General features: G+C 39.6%; 18 protein-coding genes. 12 read left to right on the top strand and 6 right to left on the bottom strand.

The window, feature by feature from the left end; all coding sequences use genetic code 11:
* Window positions 1–137: 137 nt before the first annotated feature.
* Window positions 138–779: a L,D-transpeptidase gene (locus R2800_11880; GenBank protein MEZ5017746.1), complete on the top strand. Its 642-nt coding sequence runs from the start codon at window positions 138–140 to the stop codon at window positions 777–779.
* Here R2800_11880 and R2800_11875 read toward each other — a convergent pair.
* Window positions 757–2,052, bottom strand: coding sequence for a polysaccharide deacetylase family protein (locus tag R2800_11875; GenBank protein ID MEZ5017745.1), 1,296 nt, complete (start codon window positions 2,050–2,052; stop codon window positions 757–759). The genes R2800_11880 and R2800_11875 overlap by 23 nt on opposite strands.
* A 15-nt stretch (window positions 2,053–2,067) precedes the next feature.
* Window positions 2,068–3,438, bottom strand: a complete 1,371-nt coding sequence (locus R2800_11870) for a LutB/LldF family L-lactate oxidation iron-sulfur protein (GenBank protein ID MEZ5017744.1) — start codon at window positions 3,436–3,438, stop codon at window positions 2,068–2,070.
* An 89-nt stretch (window positions 3,439–3,527) separates the two neighbouring features.
* Between R2800_11870 and R2800_11865 the strand changes: the two genes are divergently transcribed.
* Window positions 3,528–4,493 (top strand): KpsF/GutQ family sugar-phosphate isomerase, encoded by a 966-nt coding sequence (locus R2800_11865; protein ID MEZ5017743.1) that lies wholly within the window; start codon window positions 3,528–3,530, stop codon window positions 4,491–4,493.
* Here R2800_11865 and R2800_11860 read toward each other — a convergent pair.
* The gene (locus R2800_11860; GenBank protein MEZ5017742.1) at window positions 4,490–5,614 is read right to left on the bottom strand and encodes an acyloxyacyl hydrolase; all 1,125 of its coding nucleotides are present in this window, start codon (window positions 5,612–5,614) and stop codon (window positions 4,490–4,492) included. The genes R2800_11865 and R2800_11860 overlap by 4 nt on opposite strands.
* Before the next feature lie 87 nt (window positions 5,615–5,701).
* On the opposite strand from R2800_11860, the gene R2800_11855 reads away from it, so the two are divergent.
* From R2800_11855 to R2800_11825, 7 genes are all read left to right on the top strand, one after another.
* A complete protein-coding gene (locus R2800_11855; protein ID MEZ5017741.1) occupies window positions 5,702–6,298 on the top strand; it encodes a DUF502 domain-containing protein in 597 nt (198 codons plus the stop codon).
* Entirely contained in the window at window positions 6,273–7,355 is a 1,083-nt protein-coding gene (serC, locus tag R2800_11850) for a 3-phosphoserine/phosphohydroxythreonine transaminase (protein MEZ5017740.1), read from the top strand. Before R2800_11855 ends, serC begins: the two co-directional genes overlap by 26 nt.
* A 6-nt stretch (window positions 7,356–7,361) precedes the next feature.
* Window positions 7,362–8,597: a DUF1015 family protein gene (locus R2800_11845; protein ID MEZ5017739.1), complete on the top strand. Its 1,236-nt coding sequence runs from the start codon at window positions 7,362–7,364 to the stop codon at window positions 8,595–8,597.
* A 74-nt stretch (window positions 8,598–8,671) separates the two neighbouring features.
* Window positions 8,672–8,944 carry a hypothetical protein gene (locus tag R2800_11840; protein MEZ5017738.1) on the top strand — a complete coding sequence of 91 codons (273 nt, stop codon included), beginning with the start codon at window positions 8,672–8,674 and terminating at the stop codon, window positions 8,942–8,944.
* A 108-nt stretch (window positions 8,945–9,052) separates the two neighbouring features.
* A complete protein-coding gene (locus tag R2800_11835) occupies window positions 9,053–9,826 on the top strand; it encodes a sulfite exporter TauE/SafE family protein (protein ID MEZ5017737.1) in 774 nt (257 codons plus the stop codon).
* Window positions 9,827–9,910: 84 nt separating this feature from the next.
* Window positions 9,911–10,903: an aldo/keto reductase gene (locus R2800_11830; GenBank protein ID MEZ5017736.1), complete on the top strand. Its 993-nt coding sequence runs from the start codon at window positions 9,911–9,913 to the stop codon at window positions 10,901–10,903.
* 71 nt (window positions 10,904–10,974) lie between these two features.
* Window positions 10,975–12,120 (top strand): glycosyltransferase family 1 protein, encoded by a 1,146-nt coding sequence (locus R2800_11825; GenBank protein MEZ5017735.1) that lies wholly within the window; start codon window positions 10,975–10,977, stop codon window positions 12,118–12,120.
* Here the strand turns inward: R2800_11825 and R2800_11820 are convergent, their stop codons facing one another.
* From R2800_11820 to R2800_11810, 3 genes are read right to left on the bottom strand one after another with little or no spacing between them, the layout of a single operon-like run.
* On the bottom strand, window positions 12,121–12,663 hold the full coding sequence (locus R2800_11820; GenBank protein MEZ5017734.1) for a hypothetical protein: 543 nt from the start codon (window positions 12,661–12,663) through the stop codon (window positions 12,121–12,123).
* A 1-nt stretch (window position 12,664) separates the two neighbouring features.
* A complete protein-coding gene (gene mreC / locus R2800_11815; protein MEZ5017733.1) occupies window positions 12,665–13,519 on the bottom strand; it encodes a rod shape-determining protein MreC in 855 nt (284 codons plus the stop codon).
* A gap of 54 nt (window positions 13,520–13,573) precedes the next feature.
* Window positions 13,574–14,599, bottom strand: coding sequence for a rod shape-determining protein (locus R2800_11810; protein ID MEZ5017732.1), 1,026 nt, complete (start codon window positions 14,597–14,599; stop codon window positions 13,574–13,576).
* 239 nt (window positions 14,600–14,838) lie between these two features.
* Between R2800_11810 and R2800_11805 the strand changes: the two genes are divergently transcribed.
* The 3 genes from R2800_11805 (at window position 14,839) to carB (ending at window position 19,240) form a co-directional block, all read left to right on the top strand.
* Window positions 14,839–15,426, top strand: coding sequence for a hypothetical protein (locus R2800_11805; protein MEZ5017731.1), 588 nt, complete (start codon window positions 14,839–14,841; stop codon window positions 15,424–15,426).
* Between the two features lie 19 nt (window positions 15,427–15,445).
* Window positions 15,446–16,210: a hypothetical protein gene (locus tag R2800_11800; GenBank protein MEZ5017730.1), complete on the top strand. Its 765-nt coding sequence runs from the start codon at window positions 15,446–15,448 to the stop codon at window positions 16,208–16,210.
* Window positions 16,211–16,384: 174 nt separating this feature from the next.
* Window positions 16,385–19,240, top strand: coding sequence for a carbamoyl-phosphate synthase large subunit (carB, locus tag R2800_11795; GenBank protein ID MEZ5017729.1), 2,856 nt, complete (start codon window positions 16,385–16,387; stop codon window positions 19,238–19,240).
* Window positions 19,241–19,288: the final 48 nt, after the last annotated feature.

Genomic DNA, 19,288 nt, shown 5'->3' with positions numbered 1-19,288 from the left:
GGACCACGTTTTGATTCAATATTATTTACTAGTTTAGTAAAATTACCTTATAGGTATCTGGATAAATGAACCATTACACAAAACATATAACTGGCTTAATAGTTCTGTTATCATTTTTCACTTTTTGTGCTGTAAATGTGAAAGCACAAAACTCTGACTTCAATAGGCCTAAAAACCTGAAGCTGGTTAGAGAATACGATGATGGGAAAGGACATATTGTAAGAGAAGTACAATATAGCCAAGGTAATATGCGTGTGACGGAGACAATAATAATGCCTAAACCAAGAAGACATACTATTGGTTTTCATGTACGAGTAAACCCAGATACTTTAGATACAGATTCTTTGTGGCTGATAATTGATAAGTCGCGTTACGTGCTACAGGTGTACTACAAAAACAGAATGCTTAGAAACTACAGAGCAGTTTTTGGGCCTAAGCCTATACTCAATAAATGTATGGAAGGAGATAGGTGCACTCCAGAGGGTTGGTTTACCATAGTTAACAAGCACAAATCCAGTAAGTACAATAAGTTTTTAGGTATCAGCTATCCCGGAGCAAAAGACATAGAGCGTTTTAACGAGCTTAAGAAAAAAGGTAGTATTCCCAAAAATGCCAGAATAGGAGGTAATATTGGCATACATGGTATTTGGGAAGGCGGTGATGATATGATAGAACTGGGAGTGGGCTGGACAGATGGTTGTATAGCACTAAAAAATAAAGATGTAAACGATCTTTATTTGTTGATCAAAGAAGGTGTTAGAGTTTACATTCAGAAATAAAACGCTCATAAGCTTCACTCCACCCTTTCCACATTTTATCAGTTCCTAAAGAGAAGTTGTGGAATACAGTAACCAAAGTACTGTTGGTTTCCTCGAGTTTATCTTTCATTTTTTGAAGTCTTGTAAAAGATTCCTGAGTAGTCAACTTTTCTTCATAATATGCTGTGGTGTCCATAAAGCAGAAAGGATGGACCCTTAAGTTTTGTTGTTCTCCTTTTTCCAGATCGAACCATAAGAAAGCGCTGCCTGTTCCGGCTCTGAATCCTAAATGTGTGCCATAGCCCATGCTATAGTCTTCTGTAATATTGTTTGCTAATAACTGTCGGTAGGTGTCAGGCATTTTATTTTTGATGTAGTGCTGACGGGAAATAGAAGTGGGTTTATTTATAAAATTTTCCAGCAGCCCTTTTTCTTCCGACAATAAGTTTTTATTACTGTCAATATAATAAGATGGGTGTATGCCTAATGAATATCTATTTGCTAAATGCTTAAGCAAATTTTGCATAGCAGTATTGGTAGGCGCAATATTTTTGTCAAAAGCACTAGTTGCTTGAGCACAGAGTATAAAATATATTGGTGCTAGTTTATATTGCTCATGTAACCTATCCAGCCATTCAAAAGAATCATAGGGGTCTTTTTTTGAACCGAATAATGTCTTTAGTCTGTCCCACAAATTATTCATATTCCCTTTTAGCACTTCTTTCGCAAAAGCACCAAAAGTTCTAGCAGCTCCTTTATGTTTATAAGACCATGCTATGTCAATATCATAAGTAGGTAGGAACTGAAAGGTTCTTTCTTTTACTGCAATACTATTTGAAACAAGTAGCTTGCTAAAAGCACTCACCCATTCATCTACAATAGGTCTGTTTAGCAATTCCTTTTTAAAAAGAATGCTTTCTGTAGCAGGGTATCTATTATGTTTATCAGGGGTATAGCTATAATATTCTTCATACCTAGATAAAAGGAAAAATATGGCAGAGAAGATATCGAAAGGAACAGAGTATTGCTGATCTCCAGCAAATAATGTGGGCAATCCGTTCCAGTCAGCAGATTCTATATGTTGTTGCTCAATATTAGTTGACCAAAGTAAATCTGCATCGGGTATAGAAATGCCATTATCACAAACCGCTCCATAAGAAATGAAAATGTCATTTGTTACAGGTATTCGGTCTACAATAACATAGTCGATATCCAAACGGTCACGGAACAACCAATCTAGTACATAACTTAGCCTTGCACTGTTTTGTTTACTGTATATAGTAAGTGCTGGCATATAGTTGGTTGAATACTAGTTACGGTCTTTCCAAAGTTGGTTGAAGGACTTGCGAGGAAATTCCAGTTTGCTTCTGTGTGCCTCCCAGCTGTTTTTGAATAATGTATGGATCACTTTGGTTTTCATATTACCACCTGCTGTGTTCATTAATCCTCTATTAAGCATGGCTAACTTCCATGCTTTCCAGGTAGCCCCCTCTACAAAACTGCCATGCCCTTCTTTTACAGCAATGTTTCTATTGTTGAGTAGCATTTCGTGAATATTGATCTTCACTGGACAAACTTCTGTACAGTTTCCACACAGGCTTGAAGAGTAACTCAAGTGTTTAAAATCACTCATGCCTTTTAGGTGTGGAGTAATTACCGAACCAATAGGACCACTATAGGTGGTGCCATAAGTATGGCCACCAATATTTTTATAAATAGGGCAAACGTTGAGGCAAGAACCGCAACGGATGCAATACATACTTTCTCTTACTTCTTTTCTAAGCAGGTTAGTTCTTCCATTGTCAAGAAGTATAACATACATTTCTTCAGGTCCATCTGTTTCGCCGGGTTGTTTTGGTCCGGTGAAAATAGAGTTATAGACCGTTACTTTTTGTCCCGTTCCATATGTAGATAATAGTGGCCAGAAAAGATGTAAGTCGTTGATCGACGGTAGCATTTTTTCTATACCAACTATCGCAATATGTGTTTTAGGGAAAGCTGTAGTTAATCTTCCATTACCCTCATTCTCAGTAAGACAAACAGCACCTGTATCTGCTAACAAAAAGTTACCACCTGTTACACCTACTTCAGAAGTCACATATTTCTCTCTAAGCTTTACACGGGCAATTTGTGTAAGCTCTTGAGGTGCAAGATTGGGTTCTACACCTAGTTTTTCGTGAAATAGTTTAGCAACGTCTTCCTTGCTCTTGTGCATGGCAGGCGTTACAATATGGTATGGCGCTTCGCCATCCAGTTGTTGGATGTATTCTCCAAGGTCTGTTTCAACAGACTCTATATTATTTTTTTCTAAGAAATCGTTTAGGTGAATTTCTTCTGTCACCATCGATTTCGACTTAACAACTTGCTTGGTATTCTTAGCCTTGCATATTTCTAGAATGGCCTGCTGTGCTTCTTCTGCATTTTCAGCCCAGATCACCTTACCCCCCCTAGCTGTAAAGTTTTTCTCAAACTCTTCCAGATATTTATCCAGGTTTTCAATCGTTTTCCACTTGATATTCTTAGCACGCTTACGAGCAAGGTCAAGATCAGCATATTGCTGTTTTCCTTTTACTACAGCAGTATTATACTTATCTATATTAAAATGCAGTTTTCTCTTATGTTCAAGATCTTCTGCTTTTATCCTACTTTTTGCAATAAATGTAGCACTGTTGTTGCTCATGGCTCAAAAATATAAAGGATTTATGACAGTATGAACTTATAGTTACAAGCAAAATGAATAATTAACTAAATACGGTTAATTTTGCAGCCATGTCTTCCAATAACAACATAAAGCAGCTAGCCATAGATACCATTGATATGGAGGCCAAGTCTGTAGAAAACCTAAAAGGTTTTGTGAATGATGAATTTGTAACGGTAGTAGAGTTGATACACAATTCTAAAGGGCGTGTGGTGATTACAGGTATTGGCAAAAGTGCTGTTATTGCTCAGAAGATAGTTGCTACATTAAACTCTACGGGCACGCCGGCCCTGTTTATGCATGCTGCAGATGCCATACATGGAGACTTGGGCATGATCCAAGAGAATGATGTTGTAGTTATTATTTCAAAAAGTGGCGAAAGCCCTGAAATAAAAGTGTTGATACCTTTTATTAAGAATTTTGGTAATAAAGTGGTAGCACTTTGTGGTAATGAACAGTCGTATTTGGCTAAGAGTGCTGATTATTGGATAAACAGTACAGTTTCGCAAGAGGCATGCCCCAATAACTTAGCGCCTACAACCAGCACTACTGCTCAATTGGTGATGGGAGACGCTTTGGCGGTTTGCCTGTTAAGTCTGAAAGGGTTTACTGCGGAAGACTTTGCCCGTTTCCACCCTGGTGGTGCTTTGGGTAAGCGTATGTATTTAAGGGTTGAGGACCTTTGCAGGGCTAATGAGTGTCCTGCCGTAAGAGAAGACGCATCAATAAAAGAGATCATCTACGAAATCTCTAATAAAAGATTGGGCGCTACAGCTGTGACTAAGGGAGATGAACTCTTGGGTATTATAACAGATGGTGATATAAGACGTATGCTAGAAAAAGGTGTTGACACCAATGAGCTTAAAGCGACAGATATACTTTCTAGCAACCCCAAAACCATAGACCAAAACGAGTTAGCGGCCGTGGCACTAGAAATGATACGTAAGAATAATATTACGCAGATAGTGGTTACCAACGAAGGTAAATATGTGGGGATGGTACATCTACACGATCTTATTCGTGAAGGGCTTATCTAAAAACCAAATCCTAGACCGACTTCTACTAGTTCCGCTTTTTCAGCATGGGTTTTCAAAAGTGTAGATAAGAAAAGCTCTTTTAATACACCTTGCTCCTTTTGTACGATATAGAAGTTACCTCCAAGCTTTTCATAGAAGGAGTCTTCCGTTATATATACATTTTTAATATAGTAGCCCAGCTGAAATATAATACCTACCCTGCCTACTAGAAACTCATTACCTACAAAAAGGCTGGCACGCCAGGAGTTATCTTTTTCCTTGCCCACCTCAATTTCGTTGTTTTTCAGAAACTGATAGACCTCGCTATGGAAAGTATAGTCGGCACCTAATAATAATTTGTTCTTGCTCCAATAGCGTTTGCTCGCATAAAGCGTTAGCATATATATTGGGTAGTCTGGTCCATCGGCAGCAGTATACTGGCGGGTAGTATAACCCAAACGTGCTTGTGCCAACCATCTATTTTTTAGTGGTTTCAGCCTGCGTTCTATATTTTCAGGGGTAGAAGTAGTAGGGAAATATCTAAAACCTACATGTGCTCCATAGGTATTGATACCCAAGTTGGGAATTTTAAAAGACGCATTGGAAACATGATAAAAATTGGCACCTAGTTGTATATCCAAGTTTTGATTAATACGATATCGTAGATCGGTAGTAAAATGTGTGAAGTTATTCAGTGCGCCACCTATGGCTGTGTTTACAGTATCGAAGGAAGGGTATCTGCGAAAATATTTTGTCATATAGGCTATTCCAAACCCAGCTCTAATGGTCCACTCTATTTTGTCGCTTTTTATAATGGGTATTTGCAGGTTGGGGTAAAGGCTGATGCATTTCCCGTAAATAGAGTCGATACCATAATCCGTATAACCTACAGCAAAGCCTACTACAGGAAACTTTCTACGTTGCTGCCATGCTTTGCGCCCATAGGTTTGTTGTATAAAATTGAGTTCGTAATTGGTCACCACATTAGGTAGCTGTTTAGGGAACTTAGGGGTATGACGTATCATTTTACCCATACTGGCATTTACTTCTATACCAAAGCCACTCCAAGGTTTGTTGGTTTGAGCTAGGCTAGAGTGCATACCTCCAAACATCAATAATAGTACAAGAAAGTAAGGCTTCATTAACTCCCTATTAGGTTTATTACTGTAAGTATAAAACAATTATACGTTAGCTGTGTCAATATCGTACATTTGTGCTAACGTTTTCATATGCGTAGAATTTTATCTATATCAGTTCGTTCGTTTCTACAGGGGTTGTTGATACTTAGCCCCATAGCGGTAACGGCGTATATTATCTATACCGTGTTTGATAGTATAGATAGTCTGATACCTGAAATGCCCAGAGGCATTGGGTTTATTTCTATTATCGCCGTTATTACACTTATTGGTTATTTAGGAACCCGTTTCTTACTAGGCCGTATTCTTTTTGAGGCATTTGATTATTTAATGCAGCATATACCAGGCATTAAGTTTTTGTATACTTCTATTAAAGAGATCATGGTCTCTTTTGTAGGAGATAAGAAGAAGTTCACAAAGCCCGTATGGATACGCACTAATAATGACCCTGAAGTATGGCGTATCGGTTTCCTGACACAAGAAAATATGGACTTTGCCGACTTTGAGGATAAAGTAGCCGTTTACTTGCCGCATGCCTATGCCGTATCGGGCTGGGTAGTAGTGGTGGAAAGCCATAATATAAAACCTGTTACGGGTATGTCAGCAGCTCAGGCTATGAAGTTTGCCGTAAGTGGTGGTGTCACAAGTTTGGAAGAAGAACAAAATGTCAAAATTGAAGATCAATTTTAATGCGGGACCGGCAGCCCTCCCTCAAGAGGTTTTAGAAGAGGCAGCACAAGCAGTATTGAATTATAACAATACAGGGGTATCCATACTTAGTATGCCGCATAGGGGTAAGGATTTCAGTGCCATATTGGAAGAGTCCAAAACATTGGTAAGAGCGCTTTGCGGTGTAGGTGATGAGTATGAAGTGCTTTGGCTACAAGGTGGTGGGCGCTTACAGTTTGCTATGACGCCAATGAACTTTCTAGGTGCTGACGAAACTGCAGGATATATAGATAGTGGTTCTTGGTCGTCGGCAGCAATAGAGTATGCCAACTACTATGGTAAAGTAAAAGTATTGACCTCTTCGAAAGACAAGAACTATACGGAACTACCAGATTGGCCAGATAATAATAGCCAGAAAGACTTAGCCTATATACACTGCACTACCAACAATACTATTTATGGTACACAGTGGAAAGATATACCAGCTTCCACAGTACCAGTTATTGCTGATATGAGTAGCGATATATTCAGTAGAAAAATATCATTTACTAATTGTGCTATGTTTTATGCAGTAGCTCAAAAGAATATTGGCCCTGCGGGGGCTACGCTGGTAGTAGTTCGTAAGGATATGCTGCAACATATAAAAAGAGCAATTCCTTCTATATTAGATTACAATCTTTATGCAGAGAAAAACTCTGTATTGAATACGCCACCCGTATTTGCGATATACACATCGATGCTGGTATTGAGATGGATAAAGGAAAGAGGGCTGGACAGTATAGAAAAAGATAACCGAAGAAAAGCAGCGCTTTTATATAAGGAAGTAGAACGAAATTCGTTATTTCGCACAGAGGTGAAGGAGGAAGATAGAAGCATGATGAATGTTTGTTTCTTACCGGTGGATGAGCTGATGAGAAAACCATTCATTGGTTTTTGTGAAGAGCGAAACATAACGGGCATTGCAGGGCACCGATCGGTAGGTGGTTTTAGAGTATCGCTGTATAATGCGATAACCATACAAGATGTAGAACAGCTGGTGGCTGTGATGCAGGAATTTGAACAAAAGCACAGTAAATAATAAGCTATGGCAAAGATTTCCCCTTTCAAAGGGTTAAGACCAAAACAAGAACTGGCAGAACAAGTAGCTACACTACCCTACGATGTGGTAAATGTAGCAGAGGCAAGAGCCTATAAAGATCAGCCACATCATTTTTATCATGTTACCCGTTCTGAAATAGATCTACCTGAAGGTACAGACGTGCACACACAAGCGGTGTACGACAAGGCAAAAGAGAACTTGGATAAAATGATAGCTGATGGTGTGATGGTATATGACGAGAAGCCATGCTATTATATCTATAAGTTGGTCATGAATGGTCGTGCGCAAACAGGTTTGATCTGTGGCTCATCTGTAGAGGACTATAACAATGGTATCGTTAAGAAGCACGAGTTTACTCGTCCTGTAAAAGAGAACGACCGTATCAACCACATCAAAACTACACGTGCGCAAACTGGTATCGTTTTCTTGGCATATAGAGACCAAGCCGATATCAACCAAATAATTGAGCAGTGGAAAGATAGCAACGAGCCTACGAACGACTTTACTACTGAGGATGGTATACAGCATACCTTCTGGGTGGTAGACGATGAGGCTACAGTGGCTATGATCACTGATATATTCGATAGAGAAGTGCCAGCTACTTATATTGCTGATGGTCATCACCGTGCGGCATCTGGGGCTAAGGTTCGTGCTGCTCTAGAAGCAGAAGGTACAGCAGATGAGCGTAGTCATTACTTCGTGACTTGTATTTTCCCTGAAAGCCAGTTGTTGATTATCGATTATAACCGTGTAGTGAAAGACTTGAAGGGTATGAGTACCGAAGAGTTTATCAACGCGCTGAAAGAAGACTTTGACGTATCGGAGCCAATGGGCAAAACACAATACAAGCCAGAGCAACTGCACGACTTTGGTCTGTATATAGATGGCAACTGGTATAAGCTGGTAGCTAAAGAAGGTACGTATACCAACGACCCGATAGGCGTGCTGGATGTGAGCATCTTGCAAAACAACGTATTGACCAAACACCTAGATATTGACGACCCGCGTACGAACGACCGTGTAGATTTTGTAGGTGGTATTCGTGGATTGGGCGAGTTGGAGAAGCGTGTGGATAGTGGAGATGTAGCAGCAGCCTTTGCTTGCTACCCGGTAAGCATCCAACAACTATTTGACATAGCTGATAGCGGAGAAGTGATGCCACCAAAGAGCACTTGGTTTGAACCAAAAATCAGAGATGGTTTAGTGGTGTATATGATATAACAGAATTTTGAAAGGCGCTTTTATAGCGCCTTTTTTATTTATGTAATCCTAAATTAGCATATATATTATAATTTATGAGTTGGTCATTAGCAGAATACGAAAAAAGAAGAATAAGGATATGTGAACAAATCGCCCATGAGTTAATAGTATCTGATATGAGTAAAGAAGAAAAAAAACTATTAAATACTTATCAGGAGATAATAAAGGAACAATACACTTTTAATAATGCCGAGAACGTTACAGGGTTGCTTACTCAGATAATAGTGGATAGCTACCCCAATTTTGGAAGAACCATAATTGATGAGATAATAACATTTGATAAGTATATAGCATCTAGTATACATTAATCTATCATTGCGAATTTGATTCACAACCTTAAGGCATATGGTTGTAATCATTCTATATAAATAATAACTACTTGGCAAAATGCAAATACCTATTTTGTAAATTGGTATATGGACTACTTCCTTATTAGTTTGGTTGCCTTGATAGGCTCGGGACTGACGCTGTTCTCCGGCTTTGGCTTGGGTACAATATTAGTACCAGTGTTTGCGCTATTCTTCCCTATTGAGATAGCCATCGCACTCACAGCAGTAGTTCATTTCCTGAATAATATCTTCAAGCTGGCATTGTTGGGCAAGCATGCCGATAAGTCGGTGGTCTTACGTTTTGGTATCCCTGCTTTTCTCGCTGCATTTTTAGGGGCTAAGGCACTACTACTTTTTGCTGACCTTCCTGCATTGTATAACTATAGCATAGGTGCGAGGGCTTTGAGCATAGAACCTGTAAAACTAGTGGTGGCAATACTCATTATCATCTTTGCGGTGTTAGAACTACTGCCTAGTTTTTCAAAAGTTACCTTCGATAAAAAGTATTTACCATTGGGTGGATTGTTGAGTGGGTTCTTTGGTGGGCTGTCGGGTCATCAAGGGGCATTGCGTAGTATGTTCCTCATCAAAGCAGGCTTGACCAAGGAGGCCTATATTGCTACAGGGGTGGTTATTGCGATGATCATAGACATCTCCAGAATGATCGTCTATGTCAGCATCTTCAAGTCACTACAAGGCGATCTTAATTATAGTTTACTGGCGGTAGTAACACTCTGTGCCTTTGCGGGAGCTTACATTGGTAATAAGCTGGTGAAGAAAATCACTATTGAGACATTGCATACTATTGTTGCTGTTATGTTGCTGATAATAGCGGTGTTATTAGGTATGGGCATAATATAAATTCTCTCTTCTCTTTCTTAGAAAAGCTTTATCGGTTTTCTCCTCAAAAACCCGCAACTTTAGAATCTCTAAAAAATAGCAACTATGGAATATAGAATAATGGGCAAAACGGGTTTGCAACTGAGTGCTTTATCTTATGGTTCTTGGGTCACCTTTGCCAAACAGATAGATGATAGCGTATCAGACAGGTTGATGAGTATTGCCTATGATAATGGTGTAAACTTCTTTGATAATGCAGAAGTGTACTCTAAGGGGGAAAGTGAAAAGATGATGGGGCGTGTGCTAAAGAGTAAAAACTGGGAGCGTTCTTCTTATGTGGTATCCAGCAAGGTGTTCTTTGGCTGGCACGGGGGCGATACCAACAAGCCCAACCAAAAAGGGTTGAGCCGCAAGCATATTGTTGAGGCTTGCCACGAGGCACTAGTGCGTTTACAAGTAGATTATCTGGACTTGTACTACTGCCACCGCCCTGATAAACAAACCCCTATAGAAGAAGTGGTATGGACGATGAACCATCTTATCCAACAAGGTAAGATCCTTTATTGGGGTACTAGTGAGTGGAGTGCAGCAGAAATAATGGAAGCCCATATGGTGGCTCGCGACTTGCGTTTGATAGGCCCAAGTGTGGAGCAACCACAATACAACCTATTTGAGCGCCAAAAAATGGAGGTGGATTATTACACCATATTCAAGAATATAGGCATGGGTACTACTATTTGGAGTCCTTTGGCTTCTGGCTTACTTACAGGTAAGTATAATGATGGTATTCCTGAAGGGTCTAGATTGGGTTTAGAAGGTTTTGAGTGGCTAAAAGACCGCACATTAAGTGAAGCTCGTTTGAATAGTGTAAAAGAACTGGGTAAAGTAGCAGGTGATCTAGGTACTTCTTTGGCAACACTATCTATTGCATGGTGCATCCGCAACCCTAATGTAACTACAGCTATACTGGGCGCTACTAAAGAGTCGCAGCTTACAGAAAACCTAAAGGCGCTGGATGTTTTACCAAAATTGACCGATGAGGTGATGGAAAGGATTGACGAGATAATGGGTACTAAACCCACCATGCCGTTGTTCTAAAAAATTAATAATCTTAAAAATGGCACAGAATTAAGCCTTTTTTGTAGGTAAAAACACTTAAAGGCTTAATTTTGTCGCCACTTATGCGCATTGGTGTCAATACCAGGTTATTACTAAAGGACAAGTTAGAAGGTATCGGGTGGTTTACCTATCGCACGTTGGAGCGAATAGTAAAGCAGCATCCTGAGCATGAGTTTATTTTCTTCTTTGATAGAAACTACGACCCCTCTTTTGTTTTTGCAGATAATGTAACTCCGGTAGTTGTTCGTCCGCAGGCAAGACACCCTTTTCTTTTTTATGCATGGCTGGAGTGGAGCATCCCCTTTATGTTGAAGAAGCATAAAGTAGATGTGTTTTTATCTCCTGACGGTTTTGGCTCGCTAAGTACTAAAGTGCCAACTTGTATCGTTATACACGATCTGGCTTTTGAACATTACCCGGAGCATTTAAAATTTAGTCACCGTTTATATTGGCAACGATATAGTCCTCTTTTTGCAAGGAAAGCAAAAAGGATCGTTACCGTATCTACCTACTCCAAAGAAGACATCAGCAAACGATATAGAATAGCGCCCGAAAAAATAGATGTTTCTTACAACGGTGCACATGATGAATACCAGCCTTTGTCTTGGCAAGAGAAAGAGAAGGTAAAGGAGCAATATGCGGAAGGTTGTGAATACTTTGTATTTGCAGGAGCATTGCATCCAAGAAAAAACATCGTCAACCTATTGAAAGCATTTATGGCTTTTAAAGAGCGCCAACGATCAGATATGAAATTAGTTATCGTTGGGCGTATGGCATGGAAGTATGAGGAAGTGATAGAGATGAAAGAGAATATGCCTTTCAAGGATGATGTGAAATGGGTAGGCTATATGAATGTGGATGAGCTGTCTAAAGTAATAGGTGGCGCATACGCTATGGTTTATGCTTCTTTGTTTGAAGGTTTTGGTATCCCAATTCTTGAAGCATTGAAATGTAATGTGCCGGCTATAGTAAGCAATACTTCTTCTATGCCAGAAGTGGTAGGCGAGGCAGGGTTATTGGTAGATCCTGAAGATCATTTTGATATTGCTGCTAAGATGGAGCAATTGTATAAAGATGAAAACCTAAGAGCACAACTAATCAAGAAAGCACCGGAGCAAGTAGAAAAATTTACTTGGGAGCGTGCTGCTAATGTGCTTTGGGAAAATGTTGAAAAGGCAGCAAAAAATGCCGACTAATTAATACTGTTTCGTCTGACGGGTAAACAGTAAGGCATAGGCCAACACAAATAATAATGTGGTAATAGTTGTTACCAAGATCTTCAACAACAGATAGCTGATATTACCAACATTCCACAGCTCGAATACAAAGAATGTGGCATGGTGAAATACAATTAGAAAAGCGGCATAAACTATATAAGGCAACCAGCCCATGTTTTTCACCGATGGAGATTGATTACCATACTCACTCAAATTTTTTGGCAAAAGAGCATTCAGTACATTAGTTCTGAAATAAGCAATAAGCACTGTAGCAAAAGCATGCATGCCTGCCGTATTCATAGAAGCATCTACTACAATACCTGAGACGAAGCCTAGTAATATCAAAGCCCAAATGGGTGTTTCAAAAGGTAGTAGTAAAATGAATAAAGGATAAATAAGCGGTTTGAAAATAGGAAAGCCACTTGGTTCCGTCCACCATTGCACCGTCTCATCTCTAAAGACGAGTATTTGTATCACCATAATGATACAGAAGCGAATCAAGTTTTTTATGTAGACGTTCATATTATTTGGCTCTGGTATCTTCCAGTTGCTTTCGTTCTTCTAAGTTTTTATTTTCTATTATATATACGTACTGTAAATTTCTAAAACTAGTAGCAGTTTTTAAGTGTAATAATTGGAGGTTGTTATTCTCTTGCATTTCTTTTTTAACCACAACCCCTATCAGCACATTTGCCGGAAAGAAAGAATAGCTGGTGGTAAAAACAGAATCGCCTACTGCCACTTTTATTTGTTGTGGTACATCTTTCATCGTTAACCTATCAGCATTTCTACCCTTCCAAACTACATAACCAAAAGTGCCATCTTTTAGTTTAGCACTTACCTGTTGTTTCACACTTAGTACCGATAAAACCGTTGCAAACTTTGAAGAAACATTTACAACCCTACCTACAACTCCATTGCCCGATACTACTGCCATGTCTTTTTTGATACCGCTATTACTACCTCTATTTATAGTGATATAGTTATTAGCTGCAGTGATCGAATTATTGATTACCCTGGCAGTTCGGAACTTATAGTTAGCATAAGTGATCGTTTTGTTAGAGGTATCCTCTTCTGATACTACTGCTTGGTTTACATTGAAGTCTTTAAGAGTATCTACACTATTATAGGCAGCTATTTGTGTACGTAGTTTAATGTTCTCATTTAATAAACTATCGTTCATTCTTCTTAGCGCAAAGTAATGAGCAACATCATCTTGCTTTTGGTATACACCTCCAATAATAATGTTGGCTGAGCTCATAATATCATTACCTTGAATAGTATTAGTACGTGCTATAAGAATAACACATGCAATTTCTACTATCAAGAACAGTAACAGATTAGAAAAGCGGCGAATGAATAAAAGAAAATTGCGCACCTTATAATTTACTGTTTAACATTGTTGGTAATGATAATTACCTATTAATAATAGTTATTTCATTAAGAAAGGCATCTTAGGTATGTTCTTCAGTGCCATACCTGTACCTCTTACAACAGCACGTAGCGGATCATCAGTTACTTGTACCGGTAATTTTATCTTCTGAGAAATACGTTTGTCCAAACCACGAAGTAATGCACCACCACCAGTAAGGTACAAGCCACGTCTGTAAATATCAGCAGCTAGTTCGGGAGGAGTACTTTCCAGTGCTTTAAGAATTGCTTCTTCAATTTTGAAGATAGATTTATCCAAAGCTTCGGCAACTTCTTGGTAAGACACCATGATTTGTTTTGGAATACCGGTTACCAAGTCACGTCCGTTTACAGCTATGTCTTCCGGTGGATTGTCCAACTCTTTAAGGGCCGAGCCCACATGAATTTTTATTTGTTCAGCAGTACGCTCACCTATCATCAAGCTATGATATCTACGCATAGCTTCCATAATATCTCCGGTAAATTCGTCACCTGCTATTCTTATTGACTGGTCGCATACGATACCTGCCAGTGCAATTACAGAAATACCAGTAGTACCACCACCTATGTCAATGATCATATTACCAGTAGGTTCTTCTACGTCAATACCTATACCAAGTGCAGCAGCCATTGGTTCGTGTATCATGTATACTTCTTTTGCACCTGCTTGTTCGGCAGAGTCTCTTACGGCACGTTTTTCAACTTCTGTAATACTAGAAGGAATACAGATAACCATACGCCAGCTAGGAGGAAATAATGGACGCTTTTTAGTATGCACCAGTTTTATCATTTCCCTTAGCATACCTTCAGCAGCATTAAAGTCGGCAATAACACCGTCTTTTAACGGGCGAATTGTTTTAAGATTTTCGTGTGTTTTTTCATGCATCATCATTGCCTGTTTACCAACGGCAACTATTTTATTAGTTGCACGGTCTATGGCAACAATCGATGGCTGATCCACCACTACTTGTCCATTATGTATCACGAGGGTGTTGGCTGTGCCTAGATCGATCGCGATTTCCTGTGTTAAGAAGTTAAACAAACCCATGTTTACTACTACTGCATAAATTTGAAAAAGGTAAAAAAGCAGTGAAAAACGGACAGATTTTATAAAAATCGAGCGATTTTAACCACTAATAAGTAAAGATAGAACATTTGTAGCCGAAAGTTGAAGTTTTTTAGAAATTCAAATTGTCAGCATCATGTTACCAAATTATTAAGTGTTTTTCATCGCTAAAACTAGCATAGATTTTGCATATCATAATTTCACACATTTAATATCGCTATATGAAAAATACAATCTTAAAAAAGGCTTTTGTAGGGCTATTACCCCTACTTCTGCTAGGCATATCTTCTTGCGACCCGCTTGGTATTGTAACTATTGATGGTGGAGAAGAACCGACGGTGCAACCCCCATCCCCTCCTAAAAGCGTAGAGGGCTATGCGCCGATATATGGAAACTTGGATGATGTGGCAAAGATCAAATCGTCTGGCCCGGCACCAATAGTTAATGAAGGTAAGATATATGTAAAAGGCAACCTGCTTTATCAAGTAGAGACGGGAAAGGGCATACATGTAATAGATATCTCAGCACCATCTAATCCTCAAAAGATACACTTCATAGAAGTGACCGGAGCTCAGGAAATGGCTATTAAGAACAATAATCTCTATACTAACAATCTCAACGATCTGGTAGTAATAGATATCACCAATCTGAATGATGTAAAGGTATTGGATAGAGTTACAGGTGTTTTCCACCTTTTTGATGCAAAAACACCTCCTGGCACAGGCTGGTATGAATGTGTAGATGCATCGAAAGGAGATGTAATAGGATGGGAGTTAAAAACATTAAGTTATCCGGAGTGTAACAAATAACCCTTTAAACAAATAAGTCATGAAAAAATATATCTTATATATAAGTCTATTTGCAATGCTGTTTTCTGCTTGTGATAAAGCAAGTGATAGTGGCCCTGCAACTTCTGCAGACCCAACAGCTGCTGGTAATACAACAGGACAAGGAGGTTCTCTGGCAAGGTTTACTATAGCTGATGACCACTTATATGTGGTCGACAATCAAAAACTATATACCTACTCACTTACCAATGAGGACAACCCGCAGTTGAAAAGTTCACAAAACATAGGGTTTAACGTAGAGACCATTTATGCTTATAAAGACAAGCTATTCATCGGTTCTCAGCAAGCTATGTATATCTATTCTATTTCTAACTCCGATTATCCATCGAAGCTGGGCGATGCACGTCATGTTCGTGCCTGCGATCCTGTGGTGGCCAATGACTCTATAGCTTATGTAACTGTGCGTTCGGGTACCAACTGTGGAGGAACCGTGAATGCCATGTATGTTTATAATATCAATTACATACTACAACCAAGGCAGCGCAATGTGATACCGATGAAAAATCCACACGGTTTGGGTATGAAAGGAGATCGATTATATGTGTGCGATGGTAGTAATGGGTTGAGCATATATAATATAACGGAGCCAATCTATCCTAAGCTAGTGAAGCAGATATATGGCGATACCTTCTATGACGTTATTATATATGATAACTTATTGATTTGCATGATAGAAGGCGGAATGCTACTCTATGAGATAAAACCTAATGACGAGTTGGTAAGACTCGCTAACATTACGGGATAAAGGAAACCTATACAGGTATAGCACTATCAAAGGCATTTGGTAGTGCTTTTTTTTAGCTAAAAATTCAGAATAAACTATTTTTCTACTACTTTTGCATCTCGGGCGTTGAGCCCGATTTTTGTATCAGCTCATCGCGCCTTTAAGATTTTACAATCCTAAAAAATTACGTAGTTCATGCCGCGCGACAATTCTATTAAAAGTGTACTAATTATTGGTTCTGGTCCTATTGTTATCGGACAAGCCTGTGAGTTTGACTATTCAGGTTCGCAAGCAGCCCGTAGCCTTAGAGAGGAAGGGGTAAAGGTTATCCTCATCAACTCCAACCCTGCTACTATTATGACCGATCCGATAATGGCGGATAAGGTATACTTATTACCACTTACGGTAGAAAGCCTGGAGCAAATATTAGAAGAAAATGACATTGACGCAGTACTGCCTACTATGGGCGGACAGACAGCACTAAACCTGGCAAAAGAAGCCGATGAGCTTGGTGTTTGGAAGAGTCATAATGTGAAACTGATAGGTGTTGATATAAAAGCAATAGATAAAGCAGAGGATAGAGAGCTATTCCGTCAGTGGATGATAGAAATAGGTATTCCTGTTGCACCTGCAAAAACGGCTAACTCACTTCTTGAGGGTAAAGAATTTGCACAAGAAATAGGTTTACCGATAGTTATTCGACCTTCATTCACACTAGGTGGTACTGGTGGTGGTTTTGTAAAGGAAAAAGAAGATCTGGATGCGGCATTAGATAGAGGACTTACTGCTTCTCCAATGCACGAGGTGCTTGTAGAGAAAGCCGTATTTGGCTGGAAGGAGTTTGAGCTAGAACTATTGCGCGATGCAAAGGATAATGTTGTTATTATCTGTTCTGTAGAGAACTTAGACCCAATGGGAGTGCATACTGGAGATAGTATCACCGTAGCACCAGCAATGACGCTAAGTGATACGGCTATGCAGCTAATGCGTAATACTGCCATAAAAATGATGCGCGACCTGGGCAATTTTGCTGGTGGTTGTAACGTACAGTTTTCGCTAAACCCGGAGACAGAAGAAATAATTGCTATTGAGATCAACCCTCGTGTGAGTCGTTCATCAGCCTTAGCGTCGAAAGCAACAGGGTATCCTATTGCAAAGATTGCTGCTAAATTGGCTATCGGCTATACGCTAGACGAACTGAAAAACCAAATTACTGAAACAACATCAGCATATTTTGAGCCTGCATTAGACTATGTGATCGTGAAGATGCCTCGTTGGAACTTTGATAAGTTCAAAGGAGCGGACGATACACTTGGCTTGCAAATGAAGTCGGTAGGTGAGGTAATGGCTATTGGTAGAACATTCCCGGAGGCACTACAGAAAGCTTGTCAAAGTCTAGAGAACAATGCCATAGGTCTTACGCCTATTGGTAGAAGCAGAATGCGTGTAGAAGAGTTGTTAGAATACCTAGAGCGCCCAACTTGGGATAGAATATTCAAGATAAAAGAGGCGATGGAGCTTGGCGTATCTATCAAAAAACTAAGAGAGCTAACACAAATTGATAGATGGTTCTTGTATCAAATACAAGATATTGTGAACCTTGAGCGTAGAATAAGTGAGTACAAGCATTTAGAAAACTTGCCTATTGAGCTGTTGAGCGAAGCAAAGAAAATGGGCTTTAGTGATGAGCAGATCGCAGAGTTGGTAAAAGACTGTACTGCTGAAGAAGTATACGAACACCGTAAGAAAGCAGGCATTCGCCGTGTCTATAAAATGGTGGATACTTGTAGTGCAGAATTTGAAGCGAAGACACCGTACTACTATAGTACGTTTGAGAACGGACCATTATCAGAAAGTACTCCTGGTGAATTGCTAACGAACGAGAGTGAAAGAACAGATAAGAAGAAAATAATCGTTTTAGGTTCAGGCCCTAACCGTATTGGTCAGGGTATCGAGTTCGATTATTGTTGTACACACGGTCTGCTTGCAGTAAAGGAAGCAGGGTATGAAGCTATCATGATCAACTGTAACCCAGAAACGGTATCTACAGATTTTGACGTAGCTGATAAGCTATACTTTGAGCCGGTATATTGGGAGCATCTTTGGGAGATCATAGAACACGAGCAACCAGATGGCGTTATCGTTCAGCTAGGCGGACAGACAGCCTTGAAGATGGCGCAGAAATTAACGGAAAAAGGTATAAAGATCATTGGAAGTAGTTTTGATAGCATGGATATAGCGGAAGACCGCGGACGTTTTAGCGATATGCTAAAAGAGATGAATATCCCTTATCCTAAATATGGTACCGCCTATACTACTGACGAGGCTATTGAAGTGGCAAACCAGGTTGGTTATCCAGTATTAGTACGTCCATCTTATGTATTAGGTGGTCAGCGTATGCGTATTGTGATAAACGATGACGAGCTGGAGAAAAGTGTAGTAAGCTTATTGAAACACCTGCCGGGTAATAAGATATTGATCGACCATTTCTTAGACCGTTGTCAAGAAGCGGAGGTAGATGCTATATGTGATGGAGAAGATGTGCACATTATGGGTATTATGGAGCATATAGAGCCAGCAGGTATCCATAGTGGTGATAGCCATGCAGTATTACCATCATTCAACCTTGGTCAGCTGGAGCTGGACGAGATGGTAGACTATACTAAGCGCATAGCATTGAAATTAAATGTTAGAGGATTGATCAACATTCAGTTTGCTATAAAGAATGGTAAAGTATATGTAATTGAGGCCAACCCTCGTGCCAGCCGTACTACACCATTCATTGCTAAGGCCTACGGAGTACCATATTTAAATATGGCTACAAGGGTAATGATTGGTGATAAAAAGTTGAAGGACTTTACGATTGAAAAGCACCTTGACGGTTATGCAGTAAAAGAGCCGGTGTTTAGTTTCAACAAGTTCCCTAAAGTAAATAAAGAGTTAGGGCCTGAAATGAAGAGTACAGGTGAGGCGATTCGTTTTATTAAAAACTTGCGCGACCCATGGTTCCGTACCTTATACAAAGAACGTAGCATGCACTTGAGTAAATAAAAAAAGTGTTCTAAGAATATTAAACAATAAAGGCAGCCGATCGGCTGC

The sequence above is a fragment of the Flavipsychrobacter sp. genome (assembly GCA_041392855.1).
GTDB lineage: Bacteria > Bacteroidota > Bacteroidia > Chitinophagales > Chitinophagaceae > UBA5543.
Note: the sequence above shows the minus strand (reverse complement) of the source record. Positions and strands in the feature narration are given on the sequence as shown.

Coding starts and splice junctions, on each gene's coding strand:
- R2800_11875 (MEZ5017745.1), bottom strand. CDS start 2,052: ATGCCAGCACTTACTATATACAGTAAACAAAACAGTGCAAGGCTAAGT.
- R2800_11870 (MEZ5017744.1), bottom strand. CDS start 3,438: ATGAGCAACAACAGTGCTACATTTATTGCAAAAAGTAGGATAAAAGCA.
- R2800_11865 (MEZ5017743.1), top strand. CDS start 3,528: ATGTCTTCCAATAACAACATAAAGCAGCTAGCCATAGATACCATTGAT.
- R2800_11860 (MEZ5017742.1), bottom strand. CDS start 5,614: ATGAAGCCTTACTTTCTTGTACTATTATTGATGTTTGGAGGTATGCAC.
- R2800_11855 (MEZ5017741.1), top strand. CDS start 5,702: ATGCGTAGAATTTTATCTATATCAGTTCGTTCGTTTCTACAGGGGTTG.
- serC (MEZ5017740.1), top strand. CDS start 6,273: ATGTCAAAATTGAAGATCAATTTTAATGCGGGACCGGCAGCCCTCCCT.
- R2800_11845 (MEZ5017739.1), top strand. CDS start 7,362: ATGGCAAAGATTTCCCCTTTCAAAGGGTTAAGACCAAAACAAGAACTG.
- R2800_11840 (MEZ5017738.1), top strand. CDS start 8,672: ATGAGTTGGTCATTAGCAGAATACGAAAAAAGAAGAATAAGGATATGT.
- R2800_11835 (MEZ5017737.1), top strand. CDS start 9,053: ATGGACTACTTCCTTATTAGTTTGGTTGCCTTGATAGGCTCGGGACTG.
- R2800_11830 (MEZ5017736.1), top strand. CDS start 9,911: ATGGAATATAGAATAATGGGCAAAACGGGTTTGCAACTGAGTGCTTTA.
- R2800_11820 (MEZ5017734.1), bottom strand. CDS start 12,663: ATGAACGTCTACATAAAAAACTTGATTCGCTTCTGTATCATTATGGTG.
- R2800_11810 (MEZ5017732.1), bottom strand. CDS start 14,599: ATGGGTTTGTTTAACTTCTTAACACAGGAAATCGCGATCGATCTAGGC.
- R2800_11805 (MEZ5017731.1), top strand. CDS start 14,839: ATGAAAAATACAATCTTAAAAAAGGCTTTTGTAGGGCTATTACCCCTA.
- R2800_11800 (MEZ5017730.1), top strand. CDS start 15,446: ATGAAAAAATATATCTTATATATAAGTCTATTTGCAATGCTGTTTTCT.
- carB (MEZ5017729.1), top strand. CDS start 16,385: ATGCCGCGCGACAATTCTATTAAAAGTGTACTAATTATTGGTTCTGGT.